Source organism: Mycobacterium sp. P4_H6, assembly GCF_056400845.1.
Map to the genome: position 1 here is coordinate 47,672 of NZ_JBFUKN010000002.1, position 18,993 is coordinate 66,664.

Sequence of the window (18,993 nt, forward strand, 5' to 3'; positions counted from 1 at the left end):
ACGCAGCCCACACCCCAGGGGCCTCGATCTGGGAATGAAATCCCATGCGCAGCAAAGGATCAGATGAATTCAAAACCAGATCGGTTTGAATTCATCTCTGGGATAGCAAGATTGCCGATGACACCGAGGTGGTCGGACCCGGGCAAATCGAACCGCTCGAATGAGACCGGCACCGGTCCGCGAGCCAGTATTCGGTCGATGGCCAGCAACGGCGGAACGATGCTATCGGCGGGAAAGGTGGGAACCACACCGGCACCGACATATTCGGCGGCGTCGACCAACCGTGCGGTGCCGGCCGGCGTCGAGTTCTCCAGCAGCTCGCGGTATTGCCGGTGGTCGTACGTCGAGTTGAAATCGGCACCGACGATCATCGGGTGACGTTCCGCCGCGAAGATCGGCCGCAGCCGCTTCAACTCGTACACCCACTTCCACGCCGGTTCGGGATACGGCGGTAGCGGATGCAGCGCATACACTGCGGTCGGCGCGGAAGCCGGGATCGCAGCGACGGCCCGCAGATTGTTCAGCACGAACCCGTCCAGCTGTGCGCACTCGTGCAGCGGGTAGCGCGAGTAGATTCCGGCACCGCCGCCACCGGCGCGAGGACGTCCGCACGTGTAGGGCAACACCTCGCCGATTCCGGTGGCAGCCATACCATCGACCGCGGACTCGGTCAGCTCGATCACGGTCAGCAGATCGATGTCGCGGTCGCGCACCGAGCGCACCAGCGCACCGAGATCCGCCTCACCCAGCCGGATGTTGGCCTGCATGATCCGCACCGACCGGGCCGCGGACTCGTCCCCCGCGCTACCGCGGTAGAGCGGGGCCTGCGTCAACACACCGACGGTCACCACGACGGTAGCGATGACGGCGGGCCATCGACGACGGCCCAGCAGCAGGAGCACCAGCGCAACCGCCGAGACAATGATCGCCAACGGGGTGAACGAGGCAATCCAGGCCACCGCGGTGCTGGTCAGCCCGACGAAGTGCGCACCGACGCCCGCCGAGCCGATCGCAAGGAACAGGCCACCGACCGCACCGATGACCGTACGAGAACCAGGCACCGTCGACAGCGTGTCAGGCAGTACGGACGAGCGGTGACCACGTCGTGTCGTCGGCCAGCGTGAGCACCTCGCGTGCCGCGCGCGCGGCAGCCGTGGCCCGGACCACGGCCGGGGCATCGCTCTGCAGAGGAGCCTCCACACTGATCGGGATTCCCGCGGGCAGCGCGCGCAACATCGAGACCAAATCGATACCTCCCGCACCGGGAAGCAACCGCGCACTGCGGCCCTGATACATCATTTCTTCCACGGTGCCGGGCCGCTCGGCAGGCGCGTCACAGATCTGCGCATAGCGAATCCAGTCCCGCGGCAGGGCCGCCAGTTCGGCGGGCGAGTTCATGGCACGGTCATAGTGGATGGCGTCCACCAGCAGACCGACGTTGCGCTGGCACGCCGACAGAACGGCGATGCCCTGGTGCAGATCCTTGACATCGGTCCACGGCATGGGCTCGAGGTTGGGGGTCAGCCCGAATTCGGCTGCCAGCAAAGCCAACTCGGCGAGGTTGTCGGCGGTCCGGCGGTGGTCGGGGTCATTGCCCGTCACCAGGACCTCGGTGGCGCCGAGAAACGCACCGGTCTCCAGGAACGCCTCGAAATCTGCGCGCACCCGGGTCTCCGGACGCAGCCGCAGCACCTCGATATCCACCGAACGCAATCCCGAATCATCAAGGCGGCGCTTGGTTTCCAGGATCAACGGGGTCCGGCCGACGGTGGGCCGCAGCGGCTCTTGTTCGGTCGCGCGGATCAGCCGTAGCCCGACGGCGTCGTACCCGGCCTCGGCAGCGCAAGCGACGAGCTCGGCCGGGTCGAGTTCGAGCACAGTCAGCGGCGCCAGCGAAAGAATCCGTCCTTCGCCGAGACCCTGCGACTCTGCCGCCGTGCCCATCACCATCTCCTCGCCGCCCGCCGGATTCTGCGGAAAACCCGCTCCGCGGAACATCATCGCCGATCGATGCGAGATTTTGGGGGCTACGTTGCCCAGGCCGGCCGGCCAGGTCGGGTGGTTGCGCTACCTGGATGGCAATTTCAGCAAATCAGCACCGCTCGAGACCGCGCTGCATGATCTTGGGGGCGCGCGGATAGTGCGCCTGCTGAGGTCCCATCCGCAGTACACCGAACACCAGTGACCTGAAGTTCTGCGGGTTGACCGGCCCGCTGTTGAGCCAGTCCTGCAAGGCAGTCATGCTCGTCGTCCTTTGTTAGTGCAATCCCCGAGCGACTCGTCGGTGAAGGCGCTTTGATCCGAGTCTACCGGCGCACCGATCCCGGCACCCGGTTACAACACCCGGCAAAGGCCACGCGGGCAACAGGATTGAACGTCACACCGGCGGCGGAACTGTGGCTGCGGTCACAGCTCAGTTCGGCACCAGGCTGAGCCGCACATCCGGGCCGATGGCCTCGATTCCGTCGAAGCGCCAGCGTTGCGCGCCGGCCATGCTGAGCACCCCGACATCGTCGACCGCCGTGATCGGACCGCCGAGCAACATCGGCGCCACGTAGGCGAGAATCCGGTCGATCACCCCGGCACGCAGAAACGCGCCGGCCAGGGTCGGCCCACCCTCGAGCAGCACCGCCGTCCGGCCGGAAAGGGCACGCATCACCTCATGCGGATCGCGGGTCCGGATCACCATGGTGCGCGAGTCGTCGTTGAGCACGTTGGAATCCGGCGAGATCTCCCGCTGCCCGACCACCACCCGCAACGGCTGACGGCCGGCGAGGCTGCCGTCGGGCAGTCGCGCGGTCAGCGTCGGGTCGTCGAAGAGCACCGTGCCGGTGCCGACCACGATGGCCTCCGCCACGCCGCGGCGGCGGTGCACGTCGGCGCGGGCGGCCTCACTGGTGATCCACTGGCTGCTGCCGTCGGCGGCGGCGCTGCGCCCGTCCACGCTGGTGGCGAATTTCCACGTGACATGCGGGAGCCCGGTGCGCTGCTTGTGCAGCCATTCGCGCAACGGACCGCCGGCGACCTCGGTGCCGAGCACCCCGGCCCTGACCTCGACACCGGCCTCGCCCAGACGCGACGCCCCGCCCGCGGCCACCGGGTTGGGATCCGAGACGGCGTACACCACCCGCGAAACCCCGGCTGCCAGAAGGCCGTCCACGCACGGGGGTGTTCGTCCATGGTGGTTGCACGGTTCCAGGGTCACCACCGCGGTACCCCCGCGTGCCAGCTCACCCGCGCGGCGCAGCGCCACCACCTCGGCGTGCGCTCCCCCGGCCGGCTCGGTCGCACCGACGCCGACCACCTCGCCGGCGGCGTCCAGGATCACCGCGCCCACGGGCGGATTCGGATAGGTGGCGCCCTTCACCCGATCGGCCTGCTCGACGGCGAGCCGCATCGCGGCTTCCGGGCTGACCGGTCGCTTGGCTGCCTCGGAGGTCATAGCGTCAGGTGTGGTGACACCGCGGCGGCCTGCCTGCGCAGCCGTCGCACCGCCTCGGCCGGATCCTCGGCGCTGTACACCGCGGATCCTGCGACGAAACAGTCCACCCCGGCCTCCGCGGCGGCCTCGATGGTGTCGGCGTTGATGCCACCGTCGATCTCCACCACGATCGTCAGCTCCCCGGCATCCACCAGGCGGCGCACGGTGGACACCTTGGCGAGAACCTCGGGGATGAACTTCTGGCCACCGAAGCCGGGCTCCACCGACATCACCAGCAGGGTGTCGAACTCCCGCAGGATCTCCAGGTAGGGCTCCAGCGGGGTGCCCGGCTTCACCGAGAGTCCCGCCTTGGCCCCGGCGGCGCGGATATCGCGCGCGACACCGACCGGGTTGTCGGTCGCCTCGGCGTGGAAGGTGACGTTGTAGGCGCCGGCCTCCGCATACGGCGGTGCCCACCGTTCCGGCTGGTCGATCATCAGATGACAGTCCATCGGGATGTCGGTGACCTTGAGCAGGCTCTCCACCACCGGCAGCCCCAGCGTGAGGTTCGGCACGAAGTGGTTGTCCATCACGTCGACGTGTAACCAGTCCGCGCCTGCGACGGCCGCGACTTCGTCGGACAGCCTGGCGAAGTCGGCGGCGAGAATCGACGGCGCAATGAGTGGGGCCGGGGCGAGCCGAGGGACGGGAGATTGACCAGCCATGCCGGTCAGCCTACTTTCAGGGCGGCGGCGAACATCGCATCGGTGCCGTGCAGGTGCGGCCACAACTGCACGTAGGGTCCGTCGCCGAGCTGATCGACACCGGGGAAGAACTCGCGGGTGTCCAGCGCCGTCACCGGTTGCCTGCGCAGCGCGTCGGCCACCACCCCGAAAGTCTCGGCCAGATGCGGCGAACACGTGGCGTAGAGCACCACACCACCGGGCCTGGTCAGTCCGATCGCCGAGGCCAGCAGCTCACGCTGCAACTTGGCCAGTGTGGGCACGTCGCCGGGCTGGCGCCGCCAGCGCGCCTCGGGCCTGCGGCGCAGTGCGCCCAGCCCGGTGCACGGCGCGTCGACCAGCACGCGGTCGAAGCTTGCCGGTTCCAGACCGGACTCCCGCCCGTCCACCCGCAACACGTCGACGGGCAGTCCGGCGGTGTTCCGTTCCACGAAATCGGCCCGGTGCTCGGCGGGCTCCACCGCGGTGACACGGGCATCCCCGGCCAGCGCCGCGATCAGCGCGGTCTTGCCGCCCGGTCCCGAACACAGGTCCAGCCACCGGCCGTTCTCGGGGCCGTCCACGGTCGCCAGGGTGAGTGCCCGGGCCACCAGCTGCGATCCCTCGTCCTGCACCAGTGCGGCACCTTCGCGCACGGCGGCCAGGTCACCCGGGTCACCGCCGGACAGATAGACCGCATACGGCGAGAACCGGCCGACGGTGCCGTCGACCTGGGCGGCCAGGTCCGTGGCGGTCAGCACACCGGGTCGRGCCGCCAGGTGCACGACCGGGCGCTCGTCGTCGCTGGCGAGCAGCGCGCCGAGTTGGCCGGCGCCGGCGCCGAGGGCGTCGACGAAGGCCTGGGCCACCCACCGCGGGTGCGCGTTGACGAAGGCGGCGTGCCCGATGGGATCGGTGGCCTGCGGGGGTGCCAGTTCGGCAACCCAGGCCTGCTCATCCTGGCCGGCGATCTTGCGCAGCACACCATTGACGAAACCTGCGCGTACCGAATCGAATTCGATTCCGGCCTGATCGACGGTGGTGTCGAGGGCGGCGTGCGCGTCCACCCTGGTGCGCAGCAATTGGTAGCTACCCAGCCGCAGCAGGTCCAGCAGGACCGAGTCGATCTGGTCCACGGGCCGGTCGGCCGCGGAGCTGATCACGGCATCGAGCAGACCCCGGGTGCGACAGGTGCCGTAGGCCAGTTCGGTGGCGAAGGCGGCGTCGAGGCCTTTGATCCCCCGTTCGCGCAGTAACGCCGGCAGGGTGAGGTTGGCGTAGGCGTCGCGTTCGCTGACCGCGCGCAACACGTCGAACGCCGCGCGCCGGGCCGGGTCCAGCGGCTTGCGCGGCGGACCCTTGCGCTGCGGTGCGTTGTTGGAGTGGTGGCGCGACGGGCGCCCACCACGCCCCGGTGACGAGGGCCGGCTCACAGCGCGCGCACCGATGCGTCCGGACGTGCGCCGCGTGCCCAGTCGGCGGCGTTCATCGGCTTCTTCCCGGGCGGCTGCACCCAGCTCAGGGTGACCGCATGCGAACCGGTGCCGACCCACACGTCACGCCTGCCGACCTCGATCTCACCGACTGCGAGCGCCTTGGTGTCATCGGGACGCACCGGTCCCACCTTGACGCGGACATCGCCGATCATCGTCCAGGCGCCGGGATTCGGGGTGACCGCACGGACCCGGCGATCGACCGCGTGCGCGGGCAGTTCCCAGCGCACCCGCGCCTCCTCGACGGTGATCTTGGGCGCGACGGTGACCCCGTCGGCGGGCTGGGGTACCGGGTTCAACGAACCGTCGGCGATACCGTCCATGGTGGCCTCCAATAATCCTGCACCCGAAACAGACAGCCGCTCAAGCAGATCCCCGGCGGTGTCGGTCGGGCGGATGGTTTCGGTGACGACGCCGTAGACGGGTCCGGAGTCCAGGTCCAGTTCGATCTGGAAGGTGGTGGCCCCGGTCACCTCGTCTCCTGCGGCGATCGCGGCCTGCACCGGGGCGGCGCCGCGCCAGGCCGGCAGCAGCGAGAAGTGCAGATTCACCCAGCCGTGCGCGGGTACCGCCAGCAGATCCGCACGCAGCAGCGCTCCGTAGGCGACCACCGCGCAGGCGTCGGGTGCCAGGGCGGTCAATTCGGCAACGAACTCCGCGGTGTTGGGCCGCTCGGGTTTGAGCACCGGGATGCCGTGCTCGGCGGCCAGCTGGGCCACCGGGGACGGTGCCGGTTTTCCGCGCCGGCCCGCCGCGGCATCGGGCCGGGTCAGCACCGCGACGACGTCATGGTTTTCGGATTCGATGAGTCGACGCAGCGAGGGCAGCGCAGGCTCCGGTGTTCCGGCAAAGACGAGTCGCACCGAGACAGTCTAGGGAAGGCGCGGGGTCTGATAGAACTCGCGTTCCTGCACACCGGCGATCGGCGCCACGAACATCCACGGCATCGTGGTGATCAACCGGTTCACCCCGGCCACCGCATCGTTGTAGTACTGGCGGGCGAAGGCCAGCTTGTTCTCGGTGTCGGCGAGGTTCTCCTGCAGGTTCAGGAAGTTGTTCGACGAATTGAGCTGCGGGTAGCTCTGCCCGAGTGCCAATACCTGGCCGAGCGCGGTGTCCAGTTCGCCCTCCGCGGCGCTGCGCCGAGCCACCGATTCACCGCCGGTGGCCGCGTTCAGCGCGGCCCGGGCGTCGGTGACGTGATCGAGGATCGCCTTCTCGTGGGTGGCGAACGTTCCCACCGCGTGCACCAGGCTGGGGATCAGCGCCGCCCGCCGGGTCAGTTCGACATCGATCCCGGACAGTGCCTCGGACACCCGCACGTCGGCGGTTTTGAGCTTGTTGTAACCGGCCACCAGCCCGATCAGCACCAGCACCGCGATCGCGAGCACCAGAATCAGCAAGAACCTCACCATGATCCGCCTCCACCTCCTCCGCCACCGCCACCGCCGCCGCCCCCACCGCTGCTACTGCTGCCGCCGCTCGAGGAGGAGGCCTGCGATGCGGTGTAGGCGCCGATCGATGACGACAGCGCCGATTCGAAACTGTCGAACCCCGCCACGTCGGATCCTCCGGCCAGGCCCCAGGATGTCGTGGACGAGGAGTAGTACCACTCCGGTTGCGGCGCAACGGCGCCGGTGGCGTCGCGATACTTCTGCGCCCACAGGGCCGCGCTGCCCGCAGCCACCGCGAACGGGACGTAGGCCGCGTAGAGATCCTTGCGGGCCCCGAAATCGAAGCGGCTCTCCGCCGAGTCGGTGGACAGCAGCCGGTGGAATCCGCCTGCCCGTGACCACAGTTCGCGACCGGCCTCGGTGCGCCGGGTACCGACACCGTCACGCCAGGACACGGTGGAGAACAGGAAGAAGGCCGCGAACGGCAACGCCCACAGGGTGATCGGGAAACCCCAGCGGAAGAAGCCGCACACCATCAGGATCGCCGCGACGGCATTGGCCGCGCGCAACCACAGTTCCTTGCGGCGCTTGACCATCAGGCCCTCGTCGATGGCCCATTTCTGCACCGCGGCGGTCATGTCGGTCTTGGCCGCGCTGAGCTTCTCCCCCGCCTTGGCGGACTTCCTGGCCTTGAACTCGGCGCCGGGGCCGATGACCTTCAGCGCCGAACCGACGGCGACACCCACCGGGTCGATATCGGCCCAGGCGCCCGGCTGGGCGGTCCCGGTGACGTTCCAGTCGTCCTTGCTGATCTGGCGCAGCTCGACCAGTTTGCGTTCGGCCAGGTGGAACAGTGTGGCGGTGAGGCCGTTCTTGGGGACCGCCTCGGTGCGGATGTACTCGGTCTGCACCGGTCCCAGCCCGGGCGGCGGCGCGTACTGGATCGGGAAACCCGGGGGACGTTCGAAGGTGCTGCGCGCCCACAGGATGGCCACGGCGGCGCCGAGCAGGGTCAGCGCCAGCAGCACCACCACCCGGGTCGTCGACTGCCCCAGCACCCGGTCCCAGTGGTAGGTCCACAACAGCTCTGCGCGCGGCGGCGTCGGCATGTCCACGCCCGCCCGCAGGGTGACCGGGGTGTGTGGCGCCAATCCCTGCGCGCCCAGTCGCACGGTGTTGCCGTCGACGGTGAGGTCGCTGCAGGCGGCGCCGCGACCGAATCCGACCGAACACTGGGCGCCGAGCACCGGTTCGGGCAGCGTCACGGTGATGTCGACGTTCTCGATCTCGTTGTTCCAGGCGGGTGCGATGACATTCCAGAAGAACACCGTGGGCGCGTTCGCGTCGCCCGTAGATTCGCCGAATTGTTTACCGGCGCCGGTGGTTCCGGGATCGAGCACACCGGGGATGGTGTACCGGATCTCGAACACGTGCGGCCCAGGGTCCAGGGTGCTGTCCGGGCTGCCGATCTTGGCCACCCGGAACCGTTCCCGGCCCTCCCAGAGCAACTGGTAGGGCGCCGGCTCGCCGTCCCACAGGATCGACCGGAGTTCGGGCACCTGCCGGACCTTGGGACTGTTCTGGTTGGTCACATCCCAGTGCCGGAAGATGCCGTGCCGTCCGACGGGGAACTCACCGGTGATGGTCTCGACCGCATCCAGATCACCGTCGGCGTTCACCGTGTAGTGGGCGGTGTAGTCGCTGATGACCACTGGATCCGCGGCGGCGTCGCCACCACCGGTGGGGGTGGCGCTGAACACCAGCGGCCACAGCACGCCAAACGCGATGAGCACCAACGGGATCAACAGCTTGAACAGCCGCCCCATACCCACCTCCGCACCGGTTACGTTGCTTACCCTATGTGCAAGGGATCCATTTGCACACGAACCGGCTGCTGGTCGTGGCGGGCGCTCATCGAGTTCACCGCGCGCCGCAGGGCCGCAGCCAGGTCCAGGCCACCGGTGCGGGGCACCCGCACCAGCATCCGGCTCACCTCGCTGTCGACCGCGACACCGGGAGGTCTGCGCGCCCCGGGCGGCAGGTCCACCGGCCCCAGCGGTTCGGCCTCGGGTGGCAACTCGGCGGCCTCCAGCAGCGCGGTGACCGCCTCGGGCACCCCGTCGAGCACCGCGAGATGCACCGCCGGGGGCAGTGCCACCTCGTCGCGGCCGTTCAGTTCGGATTCGGCATGGCCGACCGGGTCCCAGCGGATCAGCGATTGCACGGTCGGGATCGCCGACTCGGCGATCACCGCCACCGAGCCACCGTCGGCGCGGCTGCGGACCAGAGCCGCCGCGGCCATCCAGCGCCGCAACGTGTCCTCGGCCGCCCGCAGATCCTGACGGCCCAGCAGCGCCCAGCTGTCGAGCAGCAGCGCGGCACCGTAGCCGCCCTCGGCCACCGGCTCGGCGCCGGGGGTCGCGACCACGACCGCGGGTTTCGGACCCACCGTGGACAGCACCGACTCACCGCCCGAGGTGATGACGGTGGCGCCCGGCAGCGCCCGCCCGAGCTCCTCGGCGGTCCGTCGCGCACCGACCACCACCGCGCGCACCGCATCAGATCCGCAGCTCACGCATCGCAACGTCAGTTCGGCGCGGGCGCACCAGCGGCACACCGCGCCGTGCGTGTCACGGTCCGGCAGCGACAGCGGCCCGGTGCAGTGCCTGCACCGGGCCACGGTGCGGCAGCGGGCACAGGCCAGGGCCGGGACGTATCCGCGCCGCGGCACCTGCACGAGTACCGGGTGCCCGGCCTCCAGCGCGGCGCGCGCGGTGCGTAGTGCCATCGACGGCAGCCGCGCCGTATGTGCCGCCGGGTCGCGTTCCTGGTCGAAGGCGTTGTCGTCCAATGCCACCACCCGCGGCGCGTGGTTACGCACCACCGGCCGGGCCGCGACGAGATCATGGGCCCACCGGCTGCGCACCAGAGCGTGCGCCTCGGCGGTCCTGGCATACCCGCCGATGATTGCGGCACAACGCAATTGGTGTGCCCGCAGCATGGCCACCTCACGGGCATGCGGGTATGGCGCCCGGGGTTCGGCGAGGTTGTCGTCACCGTCGTCCCAGACGATGACCAGACCGAGGTCGGCGATGGGCGCGAACACGGCACTGCGGGTGCCGATCACCAGCCGGGCCTGACCGCGCAGCACCGCCAGCCAGCGCCGGTAGCGCTGCGAGGGCCCCAGCCCGGCCGACAGCGCCACCACCCGGGATTCGTCCACACAGCTCACCGCGGCCGCATGCACGGCGTCGACGTCCCCTTGGTCGGGCACCACGATCAGCGCACCGCGCCCGGCATGCACGGTGGCCGCCGCGGCCTCGGCGAGCCGCAACGCCCAGTGCTCGCCGGGCAGTGCCTGCCACACCGCCCGCGCCGCCCGGCCCTCCCGGATCGCGGCCAGGAACTGTTCGCCGCGCCCGTATTGCGCCCATCCCGACTCGTCGACCGGCTGGTGCGCCAGTGGCGGCAGCTCGGCCTGCGGCTTCTTCTCCACACCGGCGTGCCGCGGCGGGATCGCCAGCCGCAGCACGTCGGGTCGGGTGCCGACGTAGCGGGCCGCGACCGCGTCAGTCAGCCTGCGGATCTCGGGGGTCAGCACCGGCTCGGCGGACACCACCCGGTCCAGCGAGCCGAGTTTGCCCGAATGATCGGTGTCCGAACGCCTTTCCAGGATGAAGGCGTCCACCAGCCTGCCGTGGAAACGCACCCGGACCCGCACCCCGGGCTGGGCGTCGTCGGATTGTTCGGCCGAGACGAGGTAGTCGAACTCGCGGTCCAGGTGCGGCACGGACAGCATCGGCAGCACACGCGCTATCGGCTCGTGCTCAGCGGCGCGACGGGTCTGCGTCACCCCTGCTGCCACCGGACGCCGGTCGTGCGCTGCCGCCCGAAGAAGAAGCCGGCGGTGATCAGGAACAGCGATGCCGCATACGCCCACCAGATGGGTACCGCCAACGCCTCCGACCCGAGCACGAACTTGCTGATGCCGATCATCGAATCCGAGACCGCGAAACACACCGCACCCAGGGCAGTCCACGGCGTCGGCAGCTCGGCGAGCAGTGCCGCACACACCATCGCGCCGAGCACGGCCATGTAGACGGTGACCGGCAGCGCCATGCCCTGCTCGAGCAGGGCCGGCCAGAACCACATCAGCATTGCCACGCAGGCCAGCACCACGACCGCGGCCGCAACCAGCCGCGAGGTGCGCCGGGCCACCAATGGGACCAGGGCGGCAAGGAAGCACAGGTGGGCGATCAGGAACGAGGCCAGGCCCAGCACGAAGGACGGCTCCCACCACGGCATGGCGAGCAGATAGTCACCGGCGGCGGACCCGATCAGCGCCGCGATCAGCCAGCGTCGTTCCCGGGCGACCGGGTGACGCAGCGCGGCGACCGCCAGCAGCACCGCGGCGGCGGCCTTGAGGGCGGGCTGCAGGGCGAACTGCCCGGTGAGTTCGGCGCCGGAGGGCACCCGCAGCGCGACGGTGATCAGAAAGATGCCGTAGCCGGCGCCGACGGCCACCGCGAGTGCCCAGAACAGCGCGGTCCAGCGCGCTGCGTACGGTGAACCCATGCCTGAATCCGGTACCGACAGACCCGCCTTGGACGCCATCCTGGAGAAGGTACTGGAAGCGGTGCCGTTCCAATTGACGATGGAGGGTGGTCCCGACGCCGCGCGGGAGCGTTTCCGCGCACTGCCGCGCCGCGAGGTGCACCCGGAACTGCGCGTCGAGGACCGCACCGTCGACGGCGTGCCGGTGCGGATCTACTGGCCGTCGGAACCTGCGGAGAAGCCGCCGGTGCTGCTGTTCTTCCACGGCGGCGGCTGGGTCGTCGGCGATCTGGACACCTATGACGGCACCGCCCGCGAGCATGCGGTCGGCGTGGGTGCGGTGGTGGTATCGGTGGACTACCGGCTGGCCCCCGAGCATCCCTATCCGGCGGCGGTCGAGGACGTCTGGGCCGTGACCCGGTGGGTCGCCGCCCACGCCGATGAACTGGGCGCGGACCCCGCCCGCATCGCGGTGGCCGGGGATTCTGCCGGCGGCAATCTGGCCGCGGTGGTGGCCCAGCTGGCCCGTGACGCCGGGCTGGGCCTGCGCGCCCAGCTGCTCTGGTACCCGGCAACCACGTGGGACACCAGGCTGCCGTCGTTCACCGAGAACGCCGACGCACCGATCCTGGACCGCGGTTCGGTCGCCGGGTTCTCCAAGCTGTACGCCGGTGACACCGATCTGAGCGATCCGCCAGCCACCCTGGTGCCTGCCCGCGCCGCATCGCTGGCCGACGTTGCCCCGGCCTATATCGCGGTGGCCGGATACGACCCGCTGCGCGACGACGGCATCCGCTATGCGGAACTGCTGGCCGCCGCCGGTGTGCCCGCGCAGGTCCACAACGCAGACACGCTGGTCCACGGCTATCTGGGTTATCACGGCGTCGTGCCGGCGGCCACCGAGGCGGCCGATCTCGCCTTTGCCGCACTGCGGGGCGCGTTAGCCTGACGTCATGGCTCACCCCTCGCCCTCTTCTCCCACGACCAGGCCGGATGTCGACCCCAACCTCAAGGCCCTGTTGGACGCCGTACCACTGGAATTCACCGCCGAGGACGGTGTCGATGTGGCCCGCGAGAAGTTCCGTGCGCTCAGGCCGCCGCCGGAGATGCTCCCGCAGCTGCGGGTCGAGGAGCGCACCATCGGGTACGGCGACCTCACCGACATCCCGGCGCGGATCTACTGGCCGCCAGTCGAACAGCACGACAATCTGCCGGTGCTCGTCTACTACCACGGTGGTGGCTGGGCGATCGGCGATCTGGACACCCATGACCACGTGGCCCGCGCACATGCGGTGGGCGCCGAGGCCATCGTGGTGTCGGTGGACTACCGGCTCGCCCCCGAGCATCCCTTCCCCGCCGGGGTCGAGGACGCATGGGCGGCGTTGCGCTGGGTGGGCGACCATGCCGCCGAGCTTGGTGGTGACCCGACACGGATTGCGGTGGCCGGGGATTCGGCGGGCGGCAACCTCTCGGCGGTGATGGCCTTGCGCGCTCGTGACGCGGGCGGCCCGCCGCTGGTGTTCCAGTTGTTGTGGTACCCGGTGGCCATCGGCGACATCAAGGCGCCATCGTTCATCGAGAACGCCGACGCCTACATCCTCAACCGGGATGTCACCAATGCCTTCCTCACCTGGTACCTGCCCGGTGTCGATCTCGATGATCCGGGCTCGCTACCGACCGATGTCGCACCGGCGAATGCCGACTCGCTGAGCGGGCTGCCGCCGGCCTTCATCGGCACCGCCGAACACGACCCGCTGCGCGACGACGGCGGCAAGTACGCCCAACTGCTCACCGCGGCCGGAGTTGCGGTGCAGCACAGCAACGAACCGACGATGGTCCACGGCTACGTCAGTCTCGCGCTGGCCTCCCCCGCGGCCACCGAGGCCACCGAACGCGGCATCGCTGCCCTTCGCGCCGCACTGCACCCCTGAGGATCCGCTCATGACGCCGGAATTCCACACCGTCATCATCGGCGCCGGGTTCTCCGGCATCGGTGCGGCGATCGCGCTGGACAAGGCCGGCCTGAGCGACTACCTCATCGTGGAGGCGGGCGCGGAGGCCGGCGGCACCTGGTACTGGAACACCTATCCCGGTATCGCCGTGGACATCCCGTCGTTCTCCTACCAGTTCTCGTTCGAGCAGAGCCCGGACTGGTCACGCACGTACGCCCCGGGTCACGAACTGAAGGCCTATGCCGATCACTGCGTGGCCAAGTACGGGATCGCCTCCCGGATCCGGTTCGGCACCGAGGTCATCGGGGCCCATTTCGACGCGGACGCCGACCTGTGGCGGCTGAGCACCAAGGATTCGACCATCACCGCGCGGCATCTGATCAATGCCGCGGGTGTGCTCAATGTGCCGAAGCTGCCCGACATCCCGGGCGTGGACACCTTCGCGGGCACCACCCTGCACACCGCGCGCTGGGATCACGGCGCCGACCTCACCGGGAAGCGGGTAGCGGTGATCGGCACCGGGGCCTCGGCGGTGCAACTCATCCCAGAGATCGCCCCAAAGGTGGCACACCTCAGCGTGTTTCAGCGCACCCCCATCTGGTGTTTTCCCAAACTTGATGTGCCACTGCCCGCCCCGGCCCGGTGGGCGATGCGCCTACCGTTCGGCAGCACCGCGCAGCGGCTGCTCAGTCAGGCCTATGTGGAGGTGACCTTCCCGCTGTCCGCGCAGTATCACAGCGTGCTGCCCCTCAGTGGGGGCGCCGAGCGGATGGCCAGGAACTATCTGCGGCGCGAGGTCAAGGATCCGGCGTTGCGGGACAAGCTGACTCCGCGCTACGCGGTCGGCTGTAAACGCCCGGCCTTCCACAACAGCTACCTGAGCACCTTCAACCGGGACAACGTCAGCCTGGTCACCGAGGCAATCGAGCGGATCACCCCGGCCGGCGTGGTCACCGCGGACGGCGTCGCCCATGATGTCGACGTGCTGGTGCTGGCCACGGGTTTCAAGGTGATGGACGTCGATTCGGGGACCTTCCCGCTGATCGGCCCCGGCGGCCAGTCGCTGGCCGATTTCTGGACCCGCAACCGGATGCAGGCCTATGAGGGGGTCAGCGTGCCCGGCTTCCCGAACTTCTTCAACATCTGCGGGCCCTACGGGTACGTGGGCTCATCGTATTTCGCATTGATCGAGACGCAGACCCGCCATATCGTGCGCTGTCTGCAGCAGGCGGACCGTACGGGCGCGGCCCGCGTCGAGATACGCCAGGAGGCCAACGCCCGCTACTTCGACGAGATGATGCGCAAACGGCACCGTCAGATCTTCTGGCAGGACAGTTGCGCGTCGGCCAACAGTTACTACTTCGACAAGAACGGTGACGTGCCGCTGCGACCGGCCAGCACGCCCGAGGCGTACTGGCGCAGCCGCAGCTTCCCGCTCAGTGACTACGAATTCACCCCATAACGCGCGAGCAGACACAAATGGCCCCGATTCCATCCGGAATCGGGGCCATTTGCGACTGCTCGCGCAGTGAAAAGCTAGACGGACGCCTTCAGGTCGTCGACCTTGTTGGTCTGTTCCCACGGCAGCTCGATGTCGGTGCGGCCGAAGTGACCGTAGGCCGCGGTCTGCGCGTAGATCGGGCGCAGCAGGTCCAGGTCGCGCACGATGGCACCCGGACGCAGATCGAACACGCTGCTGATGGCCTTCTCGATGCGGGCCGGGTCGACGGTCTCGGTGCCGAACGTCTCGACGAACAGCCCGACCGGGGCGGCCTTGCCGATGGCGTAGGCGACCTGCACCTCGACACGCTCCGCGAGCCCGGCGGCGACCACGTTCTTGGCCACCCAGCGCATCGCGTAGGCCGCCGAGCGGTCCACCTTTGACGGATCCTTGCCCGAGAACGCACCGCCACCATGGCGGGCCCAGCCACCGTAGGTGTCGACGATGATCTTGCGACCGGTCAGGCCGGCGTCACCCATCGGGCCACCGAGCACGAACTTGCCGGTCGGGTTGACCAGCAGGCGGTAGTCGGAGGTGTCCAGGGTCTCGTGGCCGAGATCCTCCAGGACGGTGTTGACGACCTTCTCGCGGATGTCGGGGGTCAGCAGGCTTTCCAGGTCGATATCGGCGGCGTGCTGGGTCGAGAGCACCACGGTGTCGAGGCGCACCGGCGTCGTGCCGTCGTACTGGATGGTGACCTGGGTCTTGCCGTCAGGTCGCAGGTAGGGCAGCACGCCGTTCTTGCGGACCTCGGTGAGGCGGCGGGCCAGCCGGTGCGCCAGCGCGATCGGCAGCGGCATGAGTTCGGGGGTGTCGCCGATGGCGTAGCCGAACATCAGGCCCTGATCACCGGCGCCCTGGGAGTCCAGCGGATCGCCCGCACCCTCGACCCGTGCCTCGTGCGCCTTGTCGACGCCCTGGGCGATGTCCGGGGACTGCGCGCCGATGGCGATGTTCACGCCGCAGGATGCGCCGTCGAAGCCCTTGGTGGACGAGTCGTAGCCGATCTCCAGGATGCGCTCGCGCACGATCTTGGGGATATCGGCGTAGGCCGATGTGGTGACCTCGCCGGCGACATGCACCTGGCCGGTGGTGACCAACGTCTCCACCGCGACCCGCGATGCGGGATCCTGCTCCAGCAGCGCGTCGAGCACCGAGTCGCTGATCGCATCACAGATCTTGTCGGGGTGACCTTCGGTGACCGACTCACTGGTAAACAGCCGACCTGCGCTCACGTGGCATCCTCCATTAGTTAGGTAGACGAATTATTGTTGTGCTCACTGGCAGCCAACCGTGTAAACGCCCATGACGCAACAGTTACCTGCACGCGGTTTCACCCCTGCAGGAGTGCCCCGATCGCGTCCACGATACGGCTGGCCATCAAAGTCTTCGAACCGTGCTCCAGCGCGGTCTCGGTGCCGTCGGCGGCCAGCATCCAACCGTCGTTGTGATCGACCTCGAATGCCCGGCCCTCACCGACCGCATTGACCACCAGCATCTCGCAGCCCTTGCGCTTGAGCTTGGCCCTGGCGTGGAACAACACATCACCATTGGCATCGCCGGTCTCGGCGGCGAATCCGACGATCGCGCGCATATTGGGCAGCTGACCGTCGGCACGGGCGCGGACAGCTCCGGCGAGCACATCGTCATTGCGGACGAGTTCGACCGACGGCGCGTCTTTCTCGTCGGCACTCTTCTTGATCTTCGCGGTGGCCACGTGGGCGGGCCGGAAATCGGCGACGGCGGCAGCCATCACCAGGACGTTGGCATCGGGCGCGTGTTTGGACACCGCGTCTCCGAGCTGGGCGGCCGAGCCGATGTGCACGACGTTGACCCCGGCCGGATCGATCAGGCCGGCGGTGTTCCCGGCGACCAGGGTGACCTCGGCGCCGCGCTGGGCCATCACCCGCGCGACCGCATATCCCTGCTTGCCCGAACTCCGGTTGCCGATGAAGCGCACCGGGTCCAGCGGCTCCCGGGTGCCGCCCGCGGTGACCAGGACTTTCACCCCGGCCATGTCGTAGGGCAGGGCGTCGCCGCGTTCCAGCAGCAACCCGGCCAGGGTGGTGATCTCCTCGGCCTCGGGCAGCCGTCCCGGACCGGTGTCGGCGCCGGTGAGGCGCCCGGATGCGGGCTCCAGCACGATGGCACCGCGGCGCCGCAGCGTCGCGACGTTCTCGACGGTGGCCGGGTGGAACCACATCTCCGTGTGCATGGCGGGGGCGAACAGCACCGGACAGCGGGCGGTCAGCAGCGTCGCGGTCAGCAGATCATCGGCGCGGCCGGCGACGGCGCGCGCCAGCAGGTCGGCGGTCGCGGGCGCCACCACCACCAGATCGGCCTGCTGGCCGATCCGGACATGGGGAACCTCGGGAACGGATTCGAAGACACCGGTGTGCACCGGCTGTCCGGACAGCGCCTCGAAAGTCGCGGCGCCGACGAACTTCAGTGCCGACTCGGTGGGCACCACCCGGACCTCGTGGCCCGCCTCGGTGAGCTGACGGACGACGGTGCATGCCTTGTAGGCGGCGATGCCACCGGCGACGCCGACGATGATGCGCTTTTTGTCGGTCATATCCGCCCTTCGGCCGGGAGCCTCACAGGTCAGCTTGAGTGTTGCTCGCCCTCGGTGTGCTCAAGCAGATCGGCGTGGATCTCGCGCATCGCGATCGACAGCGGCTTCTCCTGCAGGCCCGGCTCGACCAGCGGACCGACGTATTCCAGGATGCCGTCACCGAGCTGGTTGTAGTAGTCGTTGATCTGGCGCGCGCGCTTGGCGGCGTAGATGACCAGCGCATACTTGCTCGACGCGCGGTCGAGCAGCTCGTCGATGGGCGGGTTGGTGATGCCCAGCGGGGTGTCGTAGGCGTTGGCGGCGTCAAGATTCTCGACAGGCGTGCTCACTGAAATTCTCCCAAGGTGTTACGAACTACGTGGTTATCAGGCAAGTGTTAAAGACGTTGCTGTTGGTGAGGTTGAGGCAGCTGTCGGATCGAACCGGCTAACGGGCCACCAGCAAGGATACCAATTCTGCGCACGCCGACTCCAATTGAGTGTTGACCACCACGACATCGAAGTCGCCCTGGGCGGCCATCTCCTCGCGCGCGGTGCTCAGTCGCCGGGCCTGTACCTCCGGGCTTTCGGTCCCGCGGCCGACCAGTCGCTCCTCCAGCACCGCCCAACTGGGCGGGGCGAGGAAGACCGTCGTCACCTCGGGCATCGCGGCCTTCACGGCGCGGGCACCGGCCAGATCGACCTCGATGAGTACCGGGACGCCCTGGCTGGTCGCGGAGCGCACCGGTGCTGCCGGGGTTCCCGAGCGGTGCAGGCCGCCGTGGATATCGGCCCATTCGAGGAGTTCGCCCTCGTCGATCAGCCGCTGGAACTGCTCGGCGGAGACGAAGCTGTAGTCCACGCCGTCGACCTCACCGGGTCGCGGCGCACGTGTCGTCACCGACACGCTGAAATGCAGGTCGGGGATCCGGTCGCGCAGACAGCGCACCACTGTGGACTTCCCGACGGCGGACGGGCCGGACAGGACCACCACTGCAGCCTTGTCCGGCCCACCACCAGTCTTCACTTGTATGTACTGCGTTTTAGTCGGCGGTGAAGTCGAACTTCTCCAGGAGTGCCTTGCGCTGACGATCACCGAGGCCGCGCAAGCGGCGGGTCGGAGCGATCTCCAGCTCGGTCATGATCTCCTGCGCCTTGACCTTGCCGACCTTGGGCAGTGCCTCCAGCAATGCGGAGACCTTCATCTTGCCGAGGACCTCATCGGACTCTGCGTCCTTGAGGACCTGCTTGAGGTTGGTGCCGCCACGCTTGAGCCGATCTTTGAGCTCGGCACGCGCTCGACGTGCGGCAGCAGCCTTCTCCAACGCTGCCGCGCGCTGTTCGTCGGTCAACTGGGGAAGGGCCACGGGGTTCCTCCGTCTCTCGCCATCTGTTGTTTCATC

At 68.9% G+C, this 18,993-nt stretch carries 19 protein-coding genes; 3 read left to right on the forward strand and 16 right to left on the reverse strand.

Going from position 1 to position 18,993, the window contains the following annotated elements:
* Positions 1 to 59: 59 nt before the first annotated feature.
* The 11 genes from AC1DTF_RS01150 to AC1DTF_RS01200 form a co-directional block, all read right to left on the reverse strand.
* Entirely contained in the window at positions 60 to 1,061 is a 1,002-nt protein-coding gene (locus AC1DTF_RS01150) for an endonuclease/exonuclease/phosphatase family protein (RefSeq protein ID WP_477472715.1), read from the reverse strand.
* A 13-nt stretch (positions 1,062 to 1,074) separates the two neighbouring features.
* Positions 1,075 to 2,001: a sugar phosphate isomerase/epimerase family protein gene (locus AC1DTF_RS01155; protein ID WP_477472716.1), complete on the reverse strand. Its 927-nt coding sequence runs from the start codon at positions 1,999 to 2,001 to the stop codon at positions 1,075 to 1,077.
* Positions 2,002 to 2,092: 91 nt separating this feature from the next.
* Positions 2,093 to 2,242, reverse strand: a complete 150-nt coding sequence (locus AC1DTF_RS01160) for a hypothetical protein (RefSeq protein ID WP_156408987.1) — start codon at positions 2,240 to 2,242, stop codon at positions 2,093 to 2,095.
* Between the two features lie 171 nt (positions 2,243 to 2,413).
* On the reverse strand, positions 2,414 to 3,442 hold the full coding sequence (gene ribD / locus AC1DTF_RS01165; RefSeq protein ID WP_477472717.1) for a bifunctional diaminohydroxyphosphoribosylaminopyrimidine deaminase/5-amino-6-(5-phosphoribosylamino)uracil reductase RibD: 1,029 nt from the start codon (positions 3,440 to 3,442) through the stop codon (positions 2,414 to 2,416).
* Complete coding sequence (gene rpe / locus AC1DTF_RS01170; RefSeq protein WP_477472718.1) at positions 3,439 to 4,146, reverse strand: ribulose-phosphate 3-epimerase; 708 nt, start codon at positions 4,144 to 4,146, stop codon at positions 3,439 to 3,441. The genes ribD and rpe overlap by 4 nt, the downstream gene beginning before the upstream one ends.
* Before the next feature lie 5 nt (positions 4,147 to 4,151).
* Positions 4,152 to 5,483 (reverse strand): RsmB/NOP family class I SAM-dependent RNA methyltransferase, encoded by a 1,332-nt coding sequence (locus tag AC1DTF_RS01175; RefSeq protein ID WP_477472805.1) that lies wholly within the window; start codon positions 5,481 to 5,483, stop codon positions 4,152 to 4,154.
* 89 nt (positions 5,484 to 5,572) lie between these two features.
* Positions 5,573 to 6,499 carry a methionyl-tRNA formyltransferase gene (gene fmt, locus AC1DTF_RS01180; protein WP_477472719.1) on the reverse strand — a complete coding sequence of 309 codons (927 nt, stop codon included), beginning with the start codon at positions 6,497 to 6,499 and terminating at the stop codon, positions 5,573 to 5,575.
* A 9-nt stretch (positions 6,500 to 6,508) separates the two neighbouring features.
* Positions 6,509 to 7,051, reverse strand: a complete 543-nt coding sequence (locus AC1DTF_RS01185; RefSeq protein WP_477472720.1) for a LemA family protein — start codon at positions 7,049 to 7,051, stop codon at positions 6,509 to 6,511.
* Positions 7,045 to 8,856, reverse strand: coding sequence for a DUF2207 domain-containing protein (locus AC1DTF_RS01190; protein WP_477472721.1), 1,812 nt, complete (start codon positions 8,854 to 8,856; stop codon positions 7,045 to 7,047). Before AC1DTF_RS01190 ends, AC1DTF_RS01185 begins: the two co-directional genes overlap by 7 nt.
* A 26-nt stretch (positions 8,857 to 8,882) precedes the next feature.
* Positions 8,883 to 10,829 carry a primosomal protein N' gene (locus AC1DTF_RS01195; RefSeq protein WP_477472806.1) on the reverse strand — a complete coding sequence of 649 codons (1,947 nt, stop codon included), beginning with the start codon at positions 10,827 to 10,829 and terminating at the stop codon, positions 8,883 to 8,885.
* Between the two features lie 50 nt (positions 10,830 to 10,879).
* The gene (locus AC1DTF_RS01200) at positions 10,880 to 11,605 is read right to left on the reverse strand and encodes a lysoplasmalogenase (RefSeq protein ID WP_477472722.1); all 726 of its coding nucleotides are present in this window, start codon (positions 11,603 to 11,605) and stop codon (positions 10,880 to 10,882) included.
* Here AC1DTF_RS01200 and AC1DTF_RS01205 point away from each other — a divergent pair.
* From AC1DTF_RS01205 to AC1DTF_RS01215, 3 genes are read left to right on the forward strand one after another with little or no spacing between them, the layout of a single operon-like run.
* Positions 11,604 to 12,533 (forward strand): alpha/beta hydrolase, encoded by a 930-nt coding sequence (locus AC1DTF_RS01205; RefSeq protein WP_477472723.1) that lies wholly within the window; start codon positions 11,604 to 11,606, stop codon positions 12,531 to 12,533. The genes AC1DTF_RS01200 and AC1DTF_RS01205 overlap by 2 nt on opposite strands.
* 4 nt (positions 12,534 to 12,537) lie before the next feature.
* Positions 12,538 to 13,515 (forward strand): alpha/beta hydrolase, encoded by a 978-nt coding sequence (locus AC1DTF_RS01210; RefSeq protein ID WP_477472724.1) that lies wholly within the window; start codon positions 12,538 to 12,540, stop codon positions 13,513 to 13,515.
* Between the two features lie 10 nt (positions 13,516 to 13,525).
* Positions 13,526 to 14,998, forward strand: a complete 1,473-nt coding sequence (locus AC1DTF_RS01215; protein WP_477472725.1) for a flavin-containing monooxygenase — start codon at positions 13,526 to 13,528, stop codon at positions 14,996 to 14,998.
* Positions 14,999 to 15,072: 74 nt separating this feature from the next.
* Here the strand turns inward: AC1DTF_RS01215 and metK are convergent, their stop codons facing one another.
* The 5 genes from metK to mihF all read right to left on the reverse strand — a co-directional run bounded on the left by metK (position 15,073) and on the right by mihF (position 18,957).
* Positions 15,073 to 16,272 carry a methionine adenosyltransferase gene (gene metK / locus AC1DTF_RS01220; protein WP_477472726.1) on the reverse strand — a complete coding sequence of 400 codons (1,200 nt, stop codon included), beginning with the start codon at positions 16,270 to 16,272 and terminating at the stop codon, positions 15,073 to 15,075.
* A gap of 98 nt (positions 16,273 to 16,370) precedes the next feature.
* The gene (gene coaBC / locus AC1DTF_RS01225) at positions 16,371 to 17,612 is read right to left on the reverse strand and encodes a bifunctional phosphopantothenoylcysteine decarboxylase/phosphopantothenate--cysteine ligase CoaBC (protein WP_057165044.1); all 1,242 of its coding nucleotides are present in this window, start codon (positions 17,610 to 17,612) and stop codon (positions 16,371 to 16,373) included.
* 29 nt (positions 17,613 to 17,641) lie between these two features.
* On the reverse strand, positions 17,642 to 17,941 hold the full coding sequence (rpoZ, locus tag AC1DTF_RS01230) for a DNA-directed RNA polymerase subunit omega (protein WP_200962030.1): 300 nt from the start codon (positions 17,939 to 17,941) through the stop codon (positions 17,642 to 17,644).
* Between the two features lie 97 nt (positions 17,942 to 18,038).
* Positions 18,039 to 18,617 (reverse strand): guanylate kinase, encoded by a 579-nt coding sequence (gene gmk / locus AC1DTF_RS01235; protein ID WP_057165042.1) that lies wholly within the window; start codon positions 18,615 to 18,617, stop codon positions 18,039 to 18,041.
* A gap of 16 nt (positions 18,618 to 18,633) precedes the next feature.
* Positions 18,634 to 18,957: an integration host factor, actinobacterial type gene (mihF, locus tag AC1DTF_RS01240; protein ID WP_057165041.1), complete on the reverse strand. Its 324-nt coding sequence runs from the start codon at positions 18,955 to 18,957 to the stop codon at positions 18,634 to 18,636.
* Between the last annotated feature and the right edge of the window lie 36 nt (positions 18,958 to 18,993).

Excerpts from the sequence above, each read along its gene's own strand:
- AC1DTF_RS01155 (WP_477472716.1), bottom strand. The coding sequence starts at position 2,001 with ATGATGTTCCGCGGAGCGGGTTTTCCGCAGAATCCGGCGGGCGGCGAG.
- AC1DTF_RS01160 (WP_156408987.1), bottom strand. The coding sequence starts at position 2,242 with ATGACTGCCTTGCAGGACTGGCTCAACAGCGGGCCGGTCAACCCGCAG.
- ribD (WP_477472717.1), bottom strand. The coding sequence starts at position 3,442 with ATGACCTCCGAGGCAGCCAAGCGACCGGTCAGCCCGGAAGCCGCGATG.
- rpe (WP_477472718.1), bottom strand. The coding sequence starts at position 4,146 with ATGGCTGGTCAATCTCCCGTCCCTCGGCTCGCCCCGGCCCCACTCATT.
- AC1DTF_RS01185 (WP_477472720.1), bottom strand. The coding sequence starts at position 7,051 with ATGGTGAGGTTCTTGCTGATTCTGGTGCTCGCGATCGCGGTGCTGGTG.
- AC1DTF_RS01190 (WP_477472721.1), bottom strand. The coding sequence starts at position 8,856 with ATGGGGCGGCTGTTCAAGCTGTTGATCCCGTTGGTGCTCATCGCGTTT.
- AC1DTF_RS01195 (WP_477472806.1), bottom strand. The coding sequence starts at position 10,829 with ATGCTGTCCGTGCCGCACCTGGACCGCGAGTTCGACTACCTCGTCTCG.
- AC1DTF_RS01205 (WP_477472723.1), top strand. The coding sequence starts at position 11,604 with ATGCCTGAATCCGGTACCGACAGACCCGCCTTGGACGCCATCCTGGAG.
- AC1DTF_RS01200 (WP_477472722.1), bottom strand. The coding sequence starts at position 11,605 with ATGGGTTCACCGTACGCAGCGCGCTGGACCGCGCTGTTCTGGGCACTC.
- AC1DTF_RS01210 (WP_477472724.1), top strand. The coding sequence starts at position 12,538 with ATGGCTCACCCCTCGCCCTCTTCTCCCACGACCAGGCCGGATGTCGAC.
- AC1DTF_RS01215 (WP_477472725.1), top strand. The coding sequence starts at position 13,526 with ATGACGCCGGAATTCCACACCGTCATCATCGGCGCCGGGTTCTCCGGC.
- coaBC (WP_057165044.1), bottom strand. The coding sequence starts at position 17,612 with ATGACCGACAAAAAGCGCATCATCGTCGGCGTCGCCGGTGGCATCGCC.